Annotated in this window: 15 protein-coding genes; all 15 read left to right on the forward strand. The window is 60.9% G+C overall.

Features of this window, described 5'->3' with window-relative positions:
• The first annotated feature begins 2 nt into the window (after positions 1-2).
• The 15 genes from mnmA to nuoI all read left to right on the forward strand — a co-directional run bounded on the left by mnmA (position 3) and on the right by nuoI (position 17606).
• Positions 3-1127 carry a tRNA 2-thiouridine(34) synthase MnmA gene (gene mnmA / locus HU773_RS16380; RefSeq protein WP_169990596.1) on the forward strand — a complete coding sequence of 375 codons (1125 nt, stop codon included), beginning with the start codon at positions 3-5 and terminating at the stop codon, positions 1125-1127.
• Entirely contained in the window at positions 1124-1747 is a 624-nt protein-coding gene (gene hflD / locus HU773_RS16385; RefSeq protein ID WP_005789104.1) for a high frequency lysogenization protein HflD, read from the forward strand. Before mnmA ends, hflD begins: the two co-directional genes overlap by 4 nt.
• 125 nt (positions 1748-1872) lie before the next feature.
• Complete coding sequence (purB, locus tag HU773_RS16390; protein ID WP_038441746.1) at positions 1873-3243, forward strand: adenylosuccinate lyase; 1371 nt, start codon at positions 1873-1875, stop codon at positions 3241-3243.
• A gap of 84 nt (positions 3244-3327) precedes the next feature.
• On the forward strand, positions 3328-4497 hold the full coding sequence (locus HU773_RS16395) for a ribosomal protein uL16 3-hydroxylase (RefSeq protein ID WP_115128480.1): 1170 nt from the start codon (positions 3328-3330) through the stop codon (positions 4495-4497).
• Entirely contained in the window at positions 4490-4912 is a 423-nt protein-coding gene (locus HU773_RS16400) for a GNAT family N-acetyltransferase (RefSeq protein ID WP_128593587.1), read from the forward strand. The genes HU773_RS16395 and HU773_RS16400 overlap by 8 nt, the downstream gene beginning before the upstream one ends.
• Positions 4913-5152: 240 nt before the next feature.
• Positions 5153-5878: a secretin N-terminal domain-containing protein gene (locus HU773_RS16405; protein ID WP_057960015.1), complete on the forward strand. Its 726-nt coding sequence runs from the start codon at positions 5153-5155 to the stop codon at positions 5876-5878.
• A 509-nt stretch (positions 5879-6387) separates the two neighbouring features.
• Positions 6388-7713: an isocitrate lyase gene (gene aceA / locus HU773_RS16410; protein ID WP_003219577.1), complete on the forward strand. Its 1326-nt coding sequence runs from the start codon at positions 6388-6390 to the stop codon at positions 7711-7713.
• Positions 7714-8384: 671 nt separating this feature from the next.
• A complete protein-coding gene (locus HU773_RS16415) occupies positions 8385-8798 on the forward strand; it encodes an NADH-quinone oxidoreductase subunit A (RefSeq protein ID WP_003219575.1) in 414 nt (137 codons plus the stop codon).
• Between the two features lie 10 nt (positions 8799-8808).
• Complete coding sequence (locus tag HU773_RS16420) at positions 8809-9483, forward strand: NuoB/complex I 20 kDa subunit family protein (RefSeq protein ID WP_012724951.1); 675 nt, start codon at positions 8809-8811, stop codon at positions 9481-9483.
• Positions 9484-9555: 72 nt separating this feature from the next.
• Positions 9556-11340, forward strand: coding sequence for an NADH-quinone oxidoreductase subunit C/D (nuoC, locus tag HU773_RS16425; protein ID WP_033896875.1), 1785 nt, complete (start codon positions 9556-9558; stop codon positions 11338-11340).
• Between the two features lie 2 nt (positions 11341-11342).
• Positions 11343-11840, forward strand: coding sequence for an NADH-quinone oxidoreductase subunit NuoE (gene nuoE / locus HU773_RS16430; RefSeq protein ID WP_057441399.1), 498 nt, complete (start codon positions 11343-11345; stop codon positions 11838-11840).
• On the forward strand, positions 11837-13192 hold the full coding sequence (gene nuoF, locus HU773_RS16435; RefSeq protein WP_057441397.1) for an NADH-quinone oxidoreductase subunit NuoF: 1356 nt from the start codon (positions 11837-11839) through the stop codon (positions 13190-13192). The genes nuoE and nuoF overlap by 4 nt, the downstream gene beginning before the upstream one ends.
• A gap of 135 nt (positions 13193-13327) precedes the next feature.
• Complete coding sequence (gene nuoG / locus HU773_RS16440; protein ID WP_128593589.1) at positions 13328-16042, forward strand: NADH-quinone oxidoreductase subunit NuoG; 2715 nt, start codon at positions 13328-13330, stop codon at positions 16040-16042.
• The gene (gene nuoH, locus HU773_RS16445; protein ID WP_017737147.1) at positions 16039-17046 is read left to right on the forward strand and encodes an NADH-quinone oxidoreductase subunit NuoH; all 1008 of its coding nucleotides are present in this window, start codon (positions 16039-16041) and stop codon (positions 17044-17046) included. The genes nuoG and nuoH overlap by 4 nt, the downstream gene beginning before the upstream one ends.
• Positions 17047-17057: 11 nt before the next feature.
• On the forward strand, positions 17058-17606 hold the full coding sequence (gene nuoI, locus HU773_RS16450) for an NADH-quinone oxidoreductase subunit NuoI (protein WP_003174725.1): 549 nt from the start codon (positions 17058-17060) through the stop codon (positions 17604-17606).
• Positions 17607-17613: the final 7 nt, after the last annotated feature.

The raw sequence follows: 17613 nt of genomic DNA on the forward strand, positions 1-17613 counted from the left end.
CTATGCGTGATCCAGCCCCTTCTGACACACAAAAGAAGCGCGTCATCGTCGGTATGTCCGGCGGCGTGGATTCTTCCGTTTCCGCCGTTCTGCTCATGGAGCAGGGTTATGAGGTGGAAGGCCTGTTCATGAAGAACTGGGAAGAAGACGATGGAACGGAATACTGCACCGCCATGGACGACCTGGCGGACGCCCAGGCCGTGTGCGACAAGATTGGCATCAAGCTGCACACCGCCAACTTCGCCGCCGAGTACTGGGACAATGTGTTCGAGCACTTCCTGGCCGAATACAAGGCCGGTCGCACGCCGAACCCGGACATCTTGTGCAACCGCGAAATCAAGTTCAAGGCGTTCCTCGACTACGCCATGATCCTCGGCGCCGACCTGATCGCCACTGGCCACTATGTGCGCCGTCGCGATGTTGATGGCCGCACCGAATTGCTCAAGGGCCTGGACCCGAACAAGGACCAGAGCTACTTCCTGCACGCCGTCGGCGGTGAACAGATCGCCAAGACCCTGTTCCCGGTGGGCGAACTGGAAAAGCCCGAAGTACGCAAGATTGCCGAGAAACACGGCCTGGCCACCGCCAAGAAGAAGGATTCCACCGGGATCTGCTTTATCGGCGAACGCCGCTTCAGTGACTTCCTCAAGCAGTACCTGCCGGCGCAACCGGGCGAGATCAAGACCACCGAAGGCGAAGTCATCGGCCGTCACCACGGCCTGATGTACCACACCATCGGCCAGCGCCAGGGCCTGGGTATTGGCGGCTTGAAGGACGCCGGTGAAGAGCCGTGGTACGTGCTGGTGAAGGATCTGCAACATAACGTGCTGATCGTCGGCCAGGGCAACGAGCATCCCCTGCTGTTCTCCGGCGCGCTGCTGGCCTCGGAGATCTATTGGGTCAACCCGATCGACCTGAGCGCTCCGCGCCGCCTGACCGCCAAGGTGCGCTATCGCCAGAGCGACCAGCCCTGCACCCTGGAAAAAACCACCAATGGCTACCGTGCCACCTTCGATGACCCGCAACGTGCGGTCACGCCCGGCCAGTCCGTAGTGTTCTACGACGGTGAGATCTGCCTGGGGGGCGGCGTGATTGAAGTCGCCGAACCCTGGAGCACCCCGGCATGAGCCCGACCCAGGAGCAATTGACGGCATTGGGCGGCGTGTTTCTCGCCGCAGTGCTGGTGGACAAGATCGCCAAGACCGGCCAGGTCACCGAGGCCGGCCTGACCTGCATGCTCGGCAGCCTGCTGGTGGTCGACCCGAAGGACACCCTGGATGTGTACGGCGGCGACGACCTGAGCCTGCGTGAAGGTTATCGCGCGCTGATCGGCGCCCTCGAGCGCGACCCCAGCACCCTGCAACGCGAGCCGCTGCGCTATGCCTTGTCGATGCTCGGCCTTGAGCGGCAACTGGCCAAGCGCGACGACCTGCTGGAAACCATCGGCAAGCGCCTGCCGCAGATCCAGTCCCAGGTCGAGCACTTCGGCCCGGCCCACGAGAACGTGATCGCCGCCTGTGGCGCTTTGTACCAGGACACCTTGAGCACCTTGCGCCAGCGGATCCAGGTCCACGGCGACATGCGCAACCTGCAACAGCCCAACAACGCCTCGAAAATCCGCGCCCTGCTGCTGGCCGGTATCCGTTCGGCGCGGTTGTGGCGGCAGTTGGGCGGTCATCGTTGGCAGTTGGTCATCAGCCGTCGCAAATTGCTCAAAGAGCTTTACCCGTTGATGCGCAACGAATAAGTCGCAGCCACGGGCTATTTTCAAGCCGTTACGCGTAATACGCCGGTCAGTTGGCAACGGACCGGCGGATTTTTTCATGTATGATACGCGCCCCATTTCGTTGCCCGACTGTCCGAGAACACCCCATGCAGCTCTCTTCGCTCACTGCGGTTTCCCCTGTTGACGGCCGCTACGCCGGCAAAACCCAGGCCCTGCGCCCTATTTTCAGCGAATACGGCCTGATCCGTGCTCGTGTACTGGTTGAAGTGCGCTGGCTCCAGCGCCTGGCCGCTCACCCCGCCATCAGCGAAGTGCCGGCGTTTTCTGCGCAAGCCAACGCGGTACTCAACACCCTGGCGGAAAACTTCTCCCTGGAGCACGCCGAGCGTGTGAAAGAGATCGAGCGCACCACCAACCACGACGTCAAAGCCATCGAGTACCTGCTCAAAGAACAAGCGGCCAAGCTGCCGGAACTGGCCCAGGTCAGCGAGTTCATCCACTTTGCCTGCACCAGCGAGGACATCAACAACCTGTCCCACGCCCTGATGCTGCGCGAAGGCCGTGATGACGTGATGCTGCCACTGATGCGCCAGACCGCCAACGCCATCCGCGAACTGGCCATCCGCTTCGCCGACGTGCCGATGCTGTCGCGCACCCACGGCCAGCCAGCCTCGCCGACCACCCTGGGTAAAGAACTGGCCAACGTGGTGTACCGCCTGGAGCGCCAGATCGCGCAAGTGGCTGCCGTGCCATTGCTGGGCAAGATCAACGGCGCCGTAGGCAACTACAACGCCCACCTGTCGGCCTACCCTGAGATCGACTGGGAAGCCAACGCCCGCGCCTTCATCGAAGACGAGCTGGGCCTGGGCTTCAACCCGTACACCACGCAGATCGAACCCCACGACTACATCGCCGAGCTGTTCGACGCCATTGCGCGCTTCAACACCATCCTGATCGACTTCGATCGCGATATCTGGGGCTACATCTCCCTGGGCTACTTCAAGCAGCGCACCATCGCAGGCGAAATCGGCTCGTCGACCATGCCGCACAAGGTCAACCCGATCGACTTCGAAAACTCCGAAGGCAACCTGGGCATCGCCAACGCCTTGTTCCAGCACCTCGCCAGCAAGTTGCCGATCTCCCGCTGGCAGCGCGACCTGACCGACTCCACCGTATTGCGCAACCTCGGCGTGGGCTTTGCCCATAGCGTGATCGCGTACGAAGCCAGCCTCAAAGGCATCAGCAAGCTGGAGCTCAACGCGCAGAAAATCGCCGCTGACCTGGACGCCTGCTGGGAAGTCCTGGCCGAGCCGATCCAGACCGTGATGCGCCGCTACAACATCGAAAACCCGTACGAGAAGCTGAAAGAGTTGACACGCGGCAAGGGCATCAGCCCTGAAGCACTGCAAACTTTCATCGACGGCCTGGACATGCCAGCTGCGGCCAAGGCCGAGCTGAAACTGCTGACCCCGGCCAACTACATCGGCAACGCTGTAGACCAAGCCAAACGCATCTGATTGCGGCTTGACCCCTTAAGACGCCCGGCAGCGCCGGGCGTTTTTATTCCCGTCTGAAAAGTGCTTTTTTTCAATAGGTTACACATGAATCCTGATATTCCTCTTCAACTTCTGGGCGGCATCACGGCACGGGAATTCCTGCGCGACTACTGGCAGAAAAAACCACTGCTGATCCGCCAGGCCATCCCTGATTTCGAAAGCCCGATCGACGCCGACGAACTGGCCGGCCTGGCGCTGGAAGAAGAAGTCGAGTCGCGCCTGGTGATCGAGCACGGCGAGCGCCCGTGGGAGCTGCGTCGCGGCCCATTTGCCGAAGATGCCTTCAGCACCCTGCCCGAGCGCGAGTGGACCCTGCTGGTGCAGGCGGTCGACCAGTTCGTACCGGAAGTGGCCGAGCTGCTGGAGCAGTTCCGCTTCCTGCCAAGCTGGCGCATCGACGACGTGATGATCAGCTTTGCCGCCCCTGGTGGCAGCGTAGGCCCGCACTTCGATAACTACGATGTGTTCCTGCTGCAGGCCCAAGGCAAGCGCAACTGGAAGATCGGCCAGATGTGCAACTCGGAGAGCCCGCTGCTGCAACACGCCGACCTGCGCATCCTCGCCGAATTCGAAGAGAGCGCCGAATGGGTGCTGGAGCCTGGCGACATGCTCTACCTGCCGCCGCGCCTGGCGCACTTCGGCATCGCCGAAGATGACTGCATGACCTACTCGGTCGGCTTCCGCGCACCGAGCGCCGCCGAAGTGCTGACCCACTTCACCGACTTCCTCAGCCAGTACCTGACGGATGAAGAGCGCTACACCGACGCCGATGTCCAGCCCGTCAGTGACCCGCACCAGATCCAGAGCGACGCCCTCGACCGCCTGAAAAGCCTGCTGGCCGAGCACATGAGCGACGAGCGCATGCTGCTGACCTGGTTCGGCCAATTCATGACCGAGCCGCGCTACCCGGAACTGGTCGCCGGCCCCGAAGAGCTGGCGCAGGATGAAGTGATCAGCAGCCTGGAAGACGGTGCAGTCCTGATCCGCAACCCGAGCGCGCGCCTGGCCTGGTCGGAAGTGGACGACGATGTATTGCTGTTCGCCAGCGGCCAGAGCCGTTACCTGCCGGGCAAACTGCGCGAACTGCTGAAGTTGATCTGCGCGGCCGACGCCCTGCACGTCGACAACCTGGGCCCGTGGCTGGTTGATGAAGATGGCCGCGACCTGCTGTGCGAACTGGTCAAGCAAGGAAGCCTGGGGTTTGCCGATGAATAAAATTCACGTAAGTGTCGCGGACTGGCAAAAGGATATCGCCGAGATTCGGCGCATTCGTGAAGCGGTATTTATCGCTGAACAATCGGTTCCACCTGAGCTGGAATGGGACGCAGACGACGCCGGGGCCATGCATTTCCTCGCGTTCGAAGGCGACTTCCCCATTGGCACGGCGCGCCTGCTGCCCAGCGGCGAGATCGGTCGCGTGTCAGTCCTCAAGGACTGGCGCGGGCTGAAGGTCGGCGACAAACTGATGGAAGCGGTGATTGGCGAGGCCGAGAAACGCGGCCAGAGCCGGCAGTTCCTCAGTGCACAGGTGTATGCCGCGCCGTTCTATGAGCGGTTGGGGTTCAAGACCGTCAGCGGGGAATTCCTGGAAGTCGGGATTCCCCATGTTGATATGGAGCGCGAGGGCTGACTTTAGACCCAGTCGCTCCCTTCGCGAGCAAGCCCGCTCCCACACTTGATCGAGCTCGACCCCTGAAATGCGGTCAAAAGTGGGAGCGGGCTTGCTCGCGAAGGCGTCATTAGCAGCCCCCCAAAAAGGCCCTGCCATCCACCGATGCCAGGGCCTTTTGCCGTCTACGATTCAACTTACGCCCCGCCGGGCCGATAAACTGGCACCATCAAGCCCAAATGACTTGCAGAGATAACGGACATGTCCCTACGCACCCTAGTCGCCAGCCTGCTCATGGCCGTCAGCTTTTCGGCAATGGCAGCCACCGAAGTCGTACCCTTGAACAACCGCGCCAGCGCCGACCTGTTACCCGTGGCGCAGAATTTCATTGGCAAGGACGGCACTGTCAGCGCCTACGGCAATCAGTTGATCGTCAATGCCGAGCCCGACAAGATCCAGGCCCTGCGCGCCCTGCTCGCACAACTGGATACACCCTCCAAACGCTTGCTGATCACCGTCGACACCAACGAAAACAATCAGCAGGCCAACCGCCAGGTCATCACCTACAGCACCGAAAGCCGTGACGGCGGGATCCAGCAGATCCAGGCCAGCGAAGGCGTGCCCGCACTGATCCAGGTCGGCCAGAGCGTGCCACTGACCACCACCCAGCCCGACGCCTATGGCCGCCCGCAAAACCAGACCCAGTACCGCAACGTCACCCAGGGCTTCTATGTCACCGCCAGCGTCACCGGCGAGACCGTGCACCTGAGCATCAGCACCAATCGTGACCGCATGAGCCAGGAGCGTCCCGATGTAGTGAACGTGCAAAGTACCGACACAACCGTCAGCGGGCGCCTGGGTGAGTGGATCACGCTGGCCGGCATCAATCGCCAGACCCAGGCCGACAAACAGGGCGCGACCCGCACCTACTCGACCCAGGGCCGGGATGACCTGACAGTGCGGGTCAAAGTCGACACCTTGAACTGAAGCACCAAAAACTGACTGATTAGTCGTATTAGACCAAAGATGTAGTGCCATAAAAAAAGCACTACAAAACATTTGACGATCCAAAAAAGCATGGGCATGATGGCCTCGCTCCCGCTAATCAGGGGCCCTGGCAAGGGCCTTCGGATCGTCGCTCCAAGTTACCCACCTGAGCCGATTCGTGTCTGTACCGCCCACAAGGCGTGTTTGACGAGGTTGCGACTGGAACGAAGTTGTCCCGAGGGACGGAAGCTAACCAGGTAACCCGGCAACACACTGTTGGATCGTACAAAGGCCCACGACGCCCGAAGACTGTTCTCGGTTCGCCTCTACCTGCTCACTTTCTCCCTTGAGCCTATCGTTCATCCCGTCGCCTTCCCCGCCAAGCCCAACTTGACCGCCTAAGCTTCTGGTCAGCGAGCAGCCATAACCACGTACTGAATGCGTGGCTGGCAAAACGGAATTTTCAACCCAGTAGTTTTTCCACAAAAGACGCGACGAGGTTTTTCCCCATGGCACTGACACGCGAACAGCAAATTGCAGCCCTTGAAAAAGACTGGGCTGAAAACCCACGCTGGAAAGGCGTGACTCGCGCTTACTCCGCTGCTGACGTCGTCCGCCTGCGCGGCTCGGTTCAACCCGAGCACACCTTTGCAAAACTGGGCGCCGAGAAGCTGTGGAAGCTGGTTACCCAGGGCGCCAAGCCGTCCTTCCGCCCCGAGAAAGATTTCGTCAACTGCATGGGCGCCCTGACCGGCGGCCAGGCTGTGCAACAAGTCAAGGCCGGTATCCAGGCGATCTACCTGTCCGGCTGGCAAGTGGCTGCGGACAACAACTCCGCCGAGTCCATGTACCCTGACCAATCGCTGTACCCGGTGGACTCCGTGCCGACCGTGGTCAAGCGCATCAACAACTCGTTCCGCCGCGCCGACCAGATCCAGTGGAAAGCCGGTAAAGGTCCGGGCGACGAAGGCTACATCGACTACTTCGCGCCAATCGTGGCTGACGCCGAAGCCGGTTTCGGTGGTGTACTGAACGCCTACGAGCTGATGAAAAGCATGATCGAAGCAGGCGCCGCCGGCGTGCACTTCGAAGACCAACTGGCTTCCGTGAAAAAATGCGGCCACATGGGCGGCAAGGTACTGGTTCCGACCCAGGAAGCCGTACAGAAGCTGACCGCTGCCCGTCTGGCAGCTGACGTTGCCGGCACGCCGACCATCATCCTGGCCCGTACCGACGCCAACGCTGCTGACCTGCTGACTTCGGACTGCGACCCGTACGACCAGCCGTTCGTGACTGGCGAGCGCACCCAGGAAGGCTTCTACAAGGTACGCGCTGGCCTGGATCAAGCAATTGCCCGCGGCCTGGCCTACGCACCGTACGCCGACCTGATCTGGTGCGAAACCGCCAAGCCAGACCTGGACGAAGCCCGTCGCTTCGCCGAGGCGATCAAGAAGGAATACCCGGACCAACTGCTGTCCTACAACTGCTCGCCTTCTTTCAACTGGAAGAAGAACCTGGACGACGCGACCATCGCCAAGTTCCAGCGCGAACTGTCCGCCATGGGCTACAAGCACCAGTTCATCACCCTGGCCGGCATTCACAACATGTGGCACAGCATGTTCAACCTGGCGCACGACTACGCCCGCAACGACATGACTGCCTACGTGAAGCTGCAAGAGCAGGAATTCGCTGACGCCGCTAAAGGCTACACCTTCGTGGCGCACCAGCAGGAAGTGGGCACCGGCTACTTCGACGACATGACCACCGTGATCCAGGGCGGCACCTCGTCCGTGACCGCGCTGACCGGCTCGACCGAAGAAGAACAGTTTCACTAAGTGACCTGAGTACACGGCCATTGCGGGCCCGATAGAAAGCTAACCGCAGTGCCGCACGATCTGACGCCCCGACTGGTTCGGGGCGTTTTTTTTGCCTGGGCGAAAGGTTACTGCCCCCCTCCCGAAACCCGATGTGGGAGCTGGCCTGCCTGCGGTAGCGGCGTTTCAGCCACCCATTTGCCTAATGCCCCACCGCCATCGCGGCGATGCGGCGATCCGAAAAGCCCGACTCCCACAGAAACCGAGTCAAAACGACTTTTTGAGCAAAACCTTGATCCAGAGCGGTATTGGCTTAGGAAAAATCAGTTAAAAGTTGCGCGCTGGCAACTTGCGCCATACGGGCAAGTAACAACAACTTTCCCCGCGACGCACTCAACACCCGCTTAAAACTCTCGCAAACAATATTCATTATCATTTAGAGCAATAAAACTTCGTTACACCCTAAACAAAACACAATTGATTAAAATCAAGCTAATGCCCGCAGCGTCTGGGCTACAGCCCCACAAAGGTGCACTATGTCCTTATTTCAGCGAATAATTTAGCCACAGGAATTTTACTTGCTAGGTGTTTAGCCATAAAATCACCGCGATTGATTGCGCTGCGACATATCGTCACTGCGTCGTTACTTTTTCGAGCTCAGAGACCTTTGCTCTCTGTTAAGGATTTCCAGCATGACCGAAGCGACAGGACTCATGGCCCACAACTGGGGCTTTGCCATTTTCCTCCTCGGTGTTGTCGGCCTCTGCGCCTTCATGCTCGGTGTTTCCAGCCTCCTCGGGTCAAAAGCCTGGGGCCGCAGCAAAAACGAACCGTTCGAGTCCGGCATGCTACCTACAGGTGGCGCCCGCTTGCGGCTCTCAGCCAAATTCTATCTGGTCGCGATGCTGTTCGTGATCTTCGATATCGAAGCCCTCTTTCTCTTTGCCTGGTCTGTGTCCGTCCGCGAAAGCGGCTGGACCGGATTCGTCGAAGCTCTCGTTTTCATAGCAATTCTGTTGGCAGGTCTTGTCTACCTGTTCCGAGTGGGCGCCCTTGACTGGGCTCCGGAAGCTCGTCGCAAGCGGCAAGCGAAGCTGAAACAATGAGGCTTTGGCGATGCAATACAATCTCACCAGGATCGACCCGGATGCTCCTAACGATCAGTACCCCATCGGCGAGCGGGAAACCGTCTCCGATCCGTTAGAAGACCAAGTCCACAAAAACATCTACATGGGCAAGCTGGAAGACGTGCTGAGTGGCGCGGTCAACTGGGGGCGTAAGAACTCCCTGTGGCCTTACAACTTCGGCCTTTCGTGCTGCTACGTGGAAATGACCACCGCCTTCACGGCGCCCCACGACATCGCGCGCTTTGGCGCCGAGGTTATCCGGGCATCGCCGCGTCAGGCGGATTTCATGGTTATCGCCGGTACCTGCTTTATCAAGATGGCGCCGATCATCCAGCGTCTCTACGAGCAAATGCTCGAGCCGAAGTGGGTTATCTCCATGGGTTCGTGCGCCAACTCCGGTGGCATGTACGACATCTACTCCGTGGTTCAGGGGGTCGACAAGTTCCTGCCCGTGGACGTCTACGTGCCTGGCTGCCCGCCCCGCCCTGAAGCTTTCCTGCAAGGCTTGATGCTGCTGCAGGAGTCGATTGGCAAGGAGCGTCGCCCACTGTCCTGGGTTGTCGGCGATCAAGGCGTGTACCGCGCCGAGATGCCGTCACAAAAGGAACAGCGCCGCGAACAGCGAATCGCAGTCACCAACCTGCGCAGCCCCGACGAAGTCTGATCCAGAACCGCTTCTTTTATAGAACGAAAACCTGGCTTCATTCTTTACGTTGACCGAAAGCGATAAAAAACCATGACTACAGGCAGTGCTCTGTACATCCCGCCTTATAAGGCAGACGACCAGGATGTGGTCGTCGAACTCAATAACCGTTTTGGCCCTGACGCCTTCACTGCCCAGGCCACACGCACCGGTATGCCGGTGCTGTGGGTGGCGCGTGCCAAGCTCGTCGAAGTCCTGACCTTCCTGCGCAACCTGCCCAAGCCGTACGTCATGCTCTATGACCTGCATGGCGTGGACGAGCGTCTGCGCACCAAGCGCCAGGGGCTGCCGAGCGGCGCTGATTTCACCGTGTTCTATCACCTGATGTCGCTGGAACGTAACAGCGACGTGATGATCAAGGTCGCCCTGTCGGAAAGCGACCTGAGCATCCCGACCGTGACCGGTATCTGGCCGAACGCCAGCTGGTACGAACGCGAAGTCTGGGACATGTTCGGCATCGACTTCCCGGGCCACCCGCACTTGACGCGCATCATGATGCCGCCAACCTGGGAAGGTCACCCGCTGCGCAAGGACTTCCCTGCCCGCGCCACCGAATTCGATCCGTTCAGCCTCAACCTGGCCAAGCAGCAGCTTGAAGAAGAAGCGGCGCGCTTCCGTCCGGAAGACTGGGGCATGAAACGCTCCGGCACCAACGAGGACTACATGTTCCTCAACCTGGGCCCGAACCACCCTTCGGCCCACGGTGCCTTCCGCATCATCCTGCAACTGGACGGCGAAGAAATCGTCGACTGCGTACCGGACATCGGCTACCACCACCGTGGTGCCGAGAAAATGGCCGAACGCCAGTCCTGGCACAGCTTCATCCCGTACACCGACCGTATCGACTACCTCGGCGGCGTGATGAACAACCTGCCGTACGTGCTCTCGGTCGAGAAGCTGGCCGGCATCAAGGTTCCGGACCGCGTCGACACCATCCGCATCATGATGGCCGAGTTCTTCCGGATCACCAGCCACCTGCTGTTCCTGGGTACCTATATCCAGGACGTCGGCGCCATGACCCCGGTGTTCTTCACCTTCACCGACCGTCAGCGTGCGTACAAGGTCATCGAAGCCATCACCGGCTTCCGCCTGCACCCGGCCTGGTACCGCATCGGCGGTGTGGCCCACGACCTGCCGAACGGCTGGGAGCGCCTGGTCAAGGAATTCATCGACTGGATGCCCAAGCGTCTGGACGAGTACCAAAAGGCTGCGCTGGATAACAGCATCCTCAAGGGCCGGACCATCGGCGTCGCCCAGTACAACACCAAGGAGGCCCTGGAATGGGGTGTCACCGGTGCTGGCCTGCGTTCCACCGGTTGCGATTTCGACCTGCGCAAGGCGCGCCCGTACTCCGGCTACGAGAACTTCGAGTTCGAAGTCCCGCTGGCGGCCAACGGCGATGCCTACGACCGTTGCATCGTGCGCGTCGAAGAAATGCGCCAGAGCCTGAAAATCATCGAGCAGTGCATGCGCAACATGCCGGCCGGCCCGTACAAGGCGGATCACCCGCTGACCACGCCGCCGCCTAAAGAGCGCACCCTGCAGCACATCGAAACCCTGATCACGCACTTCCTGCAAGTCTCGTGGGGCCCGGTCATGCCGGCCAACGAGTCCTTCCAGATGATTGAAGCGACCAAGGGTATCAACAGTTATTACCTGACGAGCGATGGCGGCACCATGAGCTACCGCACCCGGATTCGTACCCCAAGCTTTGCCCACTTGCAGCAGATCCCTTCGGTGATCAAAGGCGAGATGGTCGCGGACTTGATTGCGTACCTGGGTAGTATCGATTTCGTTATGGCCGACGTGGACCGCTAAGCATGAACAGCACGCTTATCCAGACAGACCGTTTCACCTTGAGTGAAACCGAGCGCTCGGCCATCGAGCACGAGCTGCATCACTACGAAGACCCGCGCGCGGCGTCGATCGAAGCCTTGAAGATCGTCCAGAAGGAACGTGGCTGGGTACCCGACGGTGCCCTCTACGCCATCGGCGAGATCCTCGGCATCCCGGCCAGCGATGTGGAAGGCGTGGCGACGTTCTACAGCCAGATCTTCCGCCAGCCGGTCGGTCGCCACATCATTCGCGTGTGCGACAGCATGGTCTGCTACATCGGCGGCCACGAGTCGGTGGTCGACGCGATCCAGAGCAAGCTGGGCATCGGCCTGGGCCAAACCACAGCAGACGGTCGCTTCACGCTGCTGCCAGTGTGCTGCCTGGGCAACTGTGACAAGGCGCCGGCGTTGATGATCGACGACGACACATTCGGTGACGTCCAGGCTGCTGGCGTCACCCAATTGCTCGAGGGCTACCCATGACCCTGACTTCTTTTGGTCCCGCCAACCTGATCAAGCGTTCGGCCGAGACTCACCCGCTGACCTGGCGCCTGCGTGACGACGGCGAGGCGGTATGGCTTGACGAGTACCAGGCCAAGAACGGTTACGCCGCAGCGCGCAAAGCCTTTGCCGACATGGCCCAGGACGATATCGTCCAGACCGTGAAGGACGCAGGCCTTAAAGGTCGCGGTGGTGCAGGCTTCCCCACGGGTGTGAAGTGGGGCCTGATGCCTAAAGACGAATCCATCAACATCCGTTACCTGCTGTGCAACGCGGATGAGATGGAGCCCAACACCTGGAAAGACCGCATGCTGATGGAGCAACTGCCCCATCTGCTGATCGAAGGCATGCTGATCAGTGCCCGTGCGCTGAAAACCTACCGGGGCTACATCTTCCTGCGTGGCGAATACACCACCGCCGCCAAGCACCTGAACCGTGCCGTGGCCGAAGCCAAGGCCGCAGGCCTGTTGGGCAAGAACATCCTCGGTTCGGGTTTTGACTTCGAACTGTTCGTGCATACCGGCGCCGGGCGTTATATCTGCGGTGAAGAAACCGCCCTGATCAACTCCCTCGAAGGCCGCCGCGCCAACCCACGCTCCAAGCCGCCCTTCCCTGCCGCCGTTGGCGTGTGGGGCAAGCCTACGTGCGTGAACAACGTCGAGACCCTGTGCAACGTGCCGGCGATCATCGCCGACGGCGTGGACTGGTACAAATCCCTGGCCCGCGAAGGCAGCGAAGACATGGGCACCAAGCTCATGGGCTTCTCCGGCAAGGTCAAGAACCCTGGCCTGTGGGAACTGCCATTCGGCGTGACCGCCCGTGAGCTGTTCGAGGACTACGCCGGCGGCATGCGCGACGGCTACACCCTCAAGGCCTGGCAGCCAGGCGGCGCCGGCACCGGTTTCCTGTTGCCCGAGCACCTCGACGCACAGATGTATGCCGGCGGCATCGGCAAGGTGGGCACCCGGATGGGTACCGGCCTGGCGATGGCGGTGGACAACACCGTGAACATGGTCTCGCTGCTGCGCAACATGGAGCAGTTCTTCGCTCGCGAATCCTGTGGCTTCTGCACCCCGTGCCGCGATGGCTTGCCATGGAGCGTCAAACTCCTGATGGCGATCGAGAAAGGCGAAGGCCAGCCGGGGGATATCGAGACCCTGCTGGGCCTCGTGGGTTTCCTCGGCCCGGGCAAGACCTTCTGTGCTCACGCACCGGGCGCCGTGGAGCCACTGGGCAGCGCAATCAAGTACTTCCGCTCGGAGTTCGAAGCCGGCATCGCGCCCAAAAGCGCCGCCGTCCCGCCTCTGGCAAAGCCGATCGTAGTCGGCGCGTAACGCTTCAATAGGCGAAGGGTCCGTGCCCTTCGCCTTGTCATGTGCTGACGCCTTGAAGGCTGTGTTGATGCACATGAATAACAAGATTCCATTAGCCACGCCCGCTGACAACGGGCCAACGAAGAACTTTGAACCATGGCCACTATCCACGTAGACGGCAAAGCGCTCGAAGTCGATGGGGCGGACAACCTGTTACAGGCGTGTCTGTCACTAGGCCTCGACATCCCTTATTTCTGCTGGCACCCCGCGCTTGGTAGCGTCGGTGCCTGTCGCCAGTGTGCGGTCAAGCAGTACACCGACGAAAACGACACCCGTGGTCGTATCGTTATGTCCTGCATGACGCCGGCCACCGACAACACCTGGATTTCCATCGACGATGATGAATCCAAGGCGTTCCGCGCCAGCGTTGTCGAATGGCTGATGACCAACCACCCCCACGACTGCCCGGTCTGTGAGGAAGGCGGTCACTGCCACCTGCAAGATATGACGGTGATGACCGGCCACAACGAGCGCCGTTATCGCTTCACCAAGCGTACCCACCAGAACCAGGACCTCGGCCCGTTCATTTCCCACGAAATGAACCGCTGCATCGCCTGCTATCGCTGTGTGCGCTTCTATAAAGACTACGCCGGCGGCACCGACCTGGGCGTATTCGGCGCCCACGACAACGTGTACTTCGGTCGCGTTGAAGACGGCGTGCTCGAAAGCGAGTTCTCCGGCAACCTCACCGAGGTCTGCCCGACCGGTGTGTTTACCGACAAGACCCACTCCGAGCGCTACAACCGCAAGTGGGACATGCAGTTCTCGCCGAGCATCTGCCATGGCTGCTCCAGCGGTTGCAACATCTCCCCGGGCGAGCGCTATGGCGAACTGCGTCGCATCGAAAACCGCTTCAACGGTTCGGTCAACCAGTACTTCCTGTGCGACCGTGGCCGTTTCGGCTATGGCTACGTCAACCGCGAAGACCGCCCTCGCCAGCCATTGCTGGCCGATGGCGCCAAGCTGAGCCTGGACGCGGCGCTGGATAAAGCCGCTGACCTGCTGCGCGGGCGCAACATCGTGGGTATCGGTTCGCCACGCGCCAGCCTCGAAAGCAACTACGCGTTGCGCGAGCTGGTAGGCGCCGAGCACTTCTACAGCGGTATCGAAGCCGGTGAGCTGGAGCGCATTCGCCTGGTCCTGCAAGTGCTCAATGACAGCCCGCTGCCAGTACCGAACATGCGCGACATCGAAGACCACGACGCGACTTTCGTGCTCGGTGAAGACCTGACCCAGACCGCCGCACGTATCGCCCTGTCGCTGCGCCAGTCGGTCAAAGGCAAGGCCGAAGAAATGGCCGACGCCATGCGCGTCCAGCCGTGGCTCGACGCCGCGGTGAAAAACATCGGCCAGCACGCGCTGAACCCGCTGTTTATCGCCAGCCTGGCTGAAACCAAGCTCGACGATATCGCCGAAGAATGCGTACACGCAGCGCCCGACGACCTGGCTCGCATCGGTTTCGCCGTGGCCCACGCCCTCGACGCCAGCGCCCCTGCCGTCGAAGGCCTGGACGCAGAAGCTGCAGCCCTGGCCCAGCGCATCGCCGATGCCCTGCTGGCGGCCAAGCGTCCACTGATCATTGCCGGTACCTCGCTGGGTTCCAAGGCGCTGATCGAGGCCGCCGCCAACATCGCCAAAGCCTTGAAGCTGCGCGAGAAGAACGGCTCCATCAGCCTGGTCGTGCCGGAAGCCAACAGCCTTGGCCTGGCCATGCTCGGTGGCGAGTCCCTGGACAGCGCCCTGCAAGCCGTGATCGACGGCACTGCGGACGCCATCGTGGTACTGGAAAACGACCTGTACACCCGCACCGATGCGACCAAGGTCGATGCCGCGCTGAATGCTGCCAAAGTGCTGATCGTCGCCGATCACCAGAAGACCGCCACCAGCGACCGCGCCCACCTGGTGCTGCCAGCCGCCACCTTCGCCGAAGGCGACGGGACCCTGGTCAGCCAGGAAGGCCGCGCCCAGCGCTTCTTCCAGGTGTTCGATCCAAAGTACATGGACGCCAGCATCCTGGTTCACGAAGGCTGGCGCTGGCTGCATGCCCTGCGCGCAACCCTGCTGAACCAGCCGATCGACTGGACCCAGCTCGACCACGTCACCGCAGCCGTCGCCGCGAGCGCACCGCAGTTGGCGCGTATCGTCGATGCCGCACCGTCCGCCGCGTTCCGCATCAAGGGCATGAAGCTGGCCCGTGAACCGCTGCGTTACTCCGGGCGTACCGCCATGCGCGCGGATATCAGCGTGCACGAACCGCGTACCCCGCAAGACAACGACACCGCGTTCGCCTTCTCCATGGAAGGCTACTCGGGTTCGGTCGAGCCCCGTCAGCAGGTGCCATTTGCCTGGTCGCCGGGCTGGAACTCGCCGCAGGCCTGGAACAAGTTCCAGGACGAAGTCGGTGGTCATATCCGCGCTGGCGACCCGGGCACCCGCCTGATCGAAAGCACCGGCGATTCGCTGAACTGGTTCGCTGCAGTACCGCGTCCGTTCAACCCGGCCCAGGGCACCTGGCAGGTTGTGCCGTTCTTCCACCTGTTCGGCAGCGAAGAGACCTCTTCCAAAGCCGCACCGGTGCAAGAGCGCATTCCACAAGCCTACGTGTCCGTGGCCAAGTCCGAAGCCGATCGCCTGGGCGTCAACGATGGTGCCCTACTCAGCGTGAACGTAGCCGGCCAGACCCTGCGTCTGCCGCTGCGCATCAACGACGAGCTGGGTGCTGGCCTGGTTGCACTGCCAAAAGGCCTCGCCGGGATTCCTCCTGCGATCTTTGGCCAAACCGTTGACGGTCTGCAGGAGGCAGCGCAATGACCTGGTTCACCCCTGAAGTGATCGACGTGATCATCTCGGTCGTCAAGGCCATCGTGATCCTGTTGGCCGTGGTCGTCGCGGGCGCCCTGCTCAGCTTCGTCGAACGTCGCCTGCTGGGCTGGTGGCAGGACCGTTACGGTCCGAACCGCGTTGGCCCATTTGGTATGTTCCAGATCGCTGCCGACATGCTGAAAATGTTCTTCAAGGAAGACTGGACCCCGCCGTTTGCCGACAAGGTGATCTTCACCCTGGCACCGGTCGTGGCCATGAGCGCCTTGCTGATCGCCTTCGCGATCATCCCGATCACCCCGACCTGGGGCGTGGCGGACCTGAACATCGGCTTGCTGTTCTTCTTCGCCATGGCCGGTCTGTCGGTCTACGCGGTGCTGTTCGCCGGCTGGGCCAGTAACAACAAGTTCGCCCTGCTGGGCAGCTTGCGGGCCTCGGCCCAGACTGTGTCCTACGAAGTGTTCATGGGCCTGGCGCTGATGGGCATCGTGGTGCAGGTGGGCTCGTTCAACATGCGCGACATCGTCGAGTACCAGGCACAGAACCTGTGGTTCATCATTCCGCAGTTCTTCGGCTTCTGTACCTTCTTCATCGCTGGCGTGGCCGTGACTCACCGTCACCCTTTCGACCAGCCCGAAGCGGAACAGGAACTGGCCGACGGTTACCACATTGAATATGCCGGCATGAAATGGGGCATGTTCTTCGTCGGTGAGTACATCGGCATCATCTTGATCTCGGCCCTGCTGGTCACGCTGTTCTTCGGCGGCTGGCACGGTCCGTTCGGCATCCTGCCGCAGTTGGCGTTCTTCTGGTTCTTCCTCAAGACCGCGTTCTTCATCATGTTGTTTATCCTGCTGCGCGCTTCCATTCCGCGTCCACGATACGACCAGGTGATGGATTTCAGCTGGCGCTTCTGCCTGCCGCTGACCCTGATCAATTTGCTGGTGACTGCTGCCGTTGTGTTGTTGAACACGCCAGCGGGCGCGGTTCAGTGAGGATTTGACCCATGTTCAAATATATTGGCGACATCGTTAAGGGTACCGGTACCCAGTTGCGAAGCCTGGTGATGGTTTTCGGCCATGGCTTTCGCAAACGCGACACCCTGCAATACCCGGAAGAAGCGGTGTACCTGCCGCCGCGTTATCGCGGCCGTATCGTACTGACCCGCGACCCTGATGGCGAAGAGCGTTGCGTAGCCTGCAACCTGTGCGCCGTGGCGTGCCCGGTTGGCTGTATCTCCCTGCAGAAAGCTGAAACCGAAGACGGTCGCTGGTACCCGGACTTCTTCCGCATCAACTTCTCGCGCTGCATTTTCTGCGGCCTCTGCGAGGAAGCTTGCCCGACCACCGCAATCCAGCTGACACCGGATTTCGAGATGGCCGAGTTCAAACGTCAGGACCTGGTGTACGAGAAAGAAGATCTGTTGATCTCTGGTCCCGGTAAAAACCCTGATTACAACTTCTATCGTGTTGCAGGTATGGCCGTTGCCGGTAAGCCCAAGGGCGCCGCACAAAACGAAGCCGAGCCGATCAACGTGAAGAGCTTGCTGCCTTAAGGAAGAA

The organism is Pseudomonas shahriarae, assembly GCF_014268455.2.
GTDB classification, from domain to species: Bacteria; Pseudomonadota; Gammaproteobacteria; order Pseudomonadales; family Pseudomonadaceae; genus Aquipseudomonas; species Aquipseudomonas shahriarae.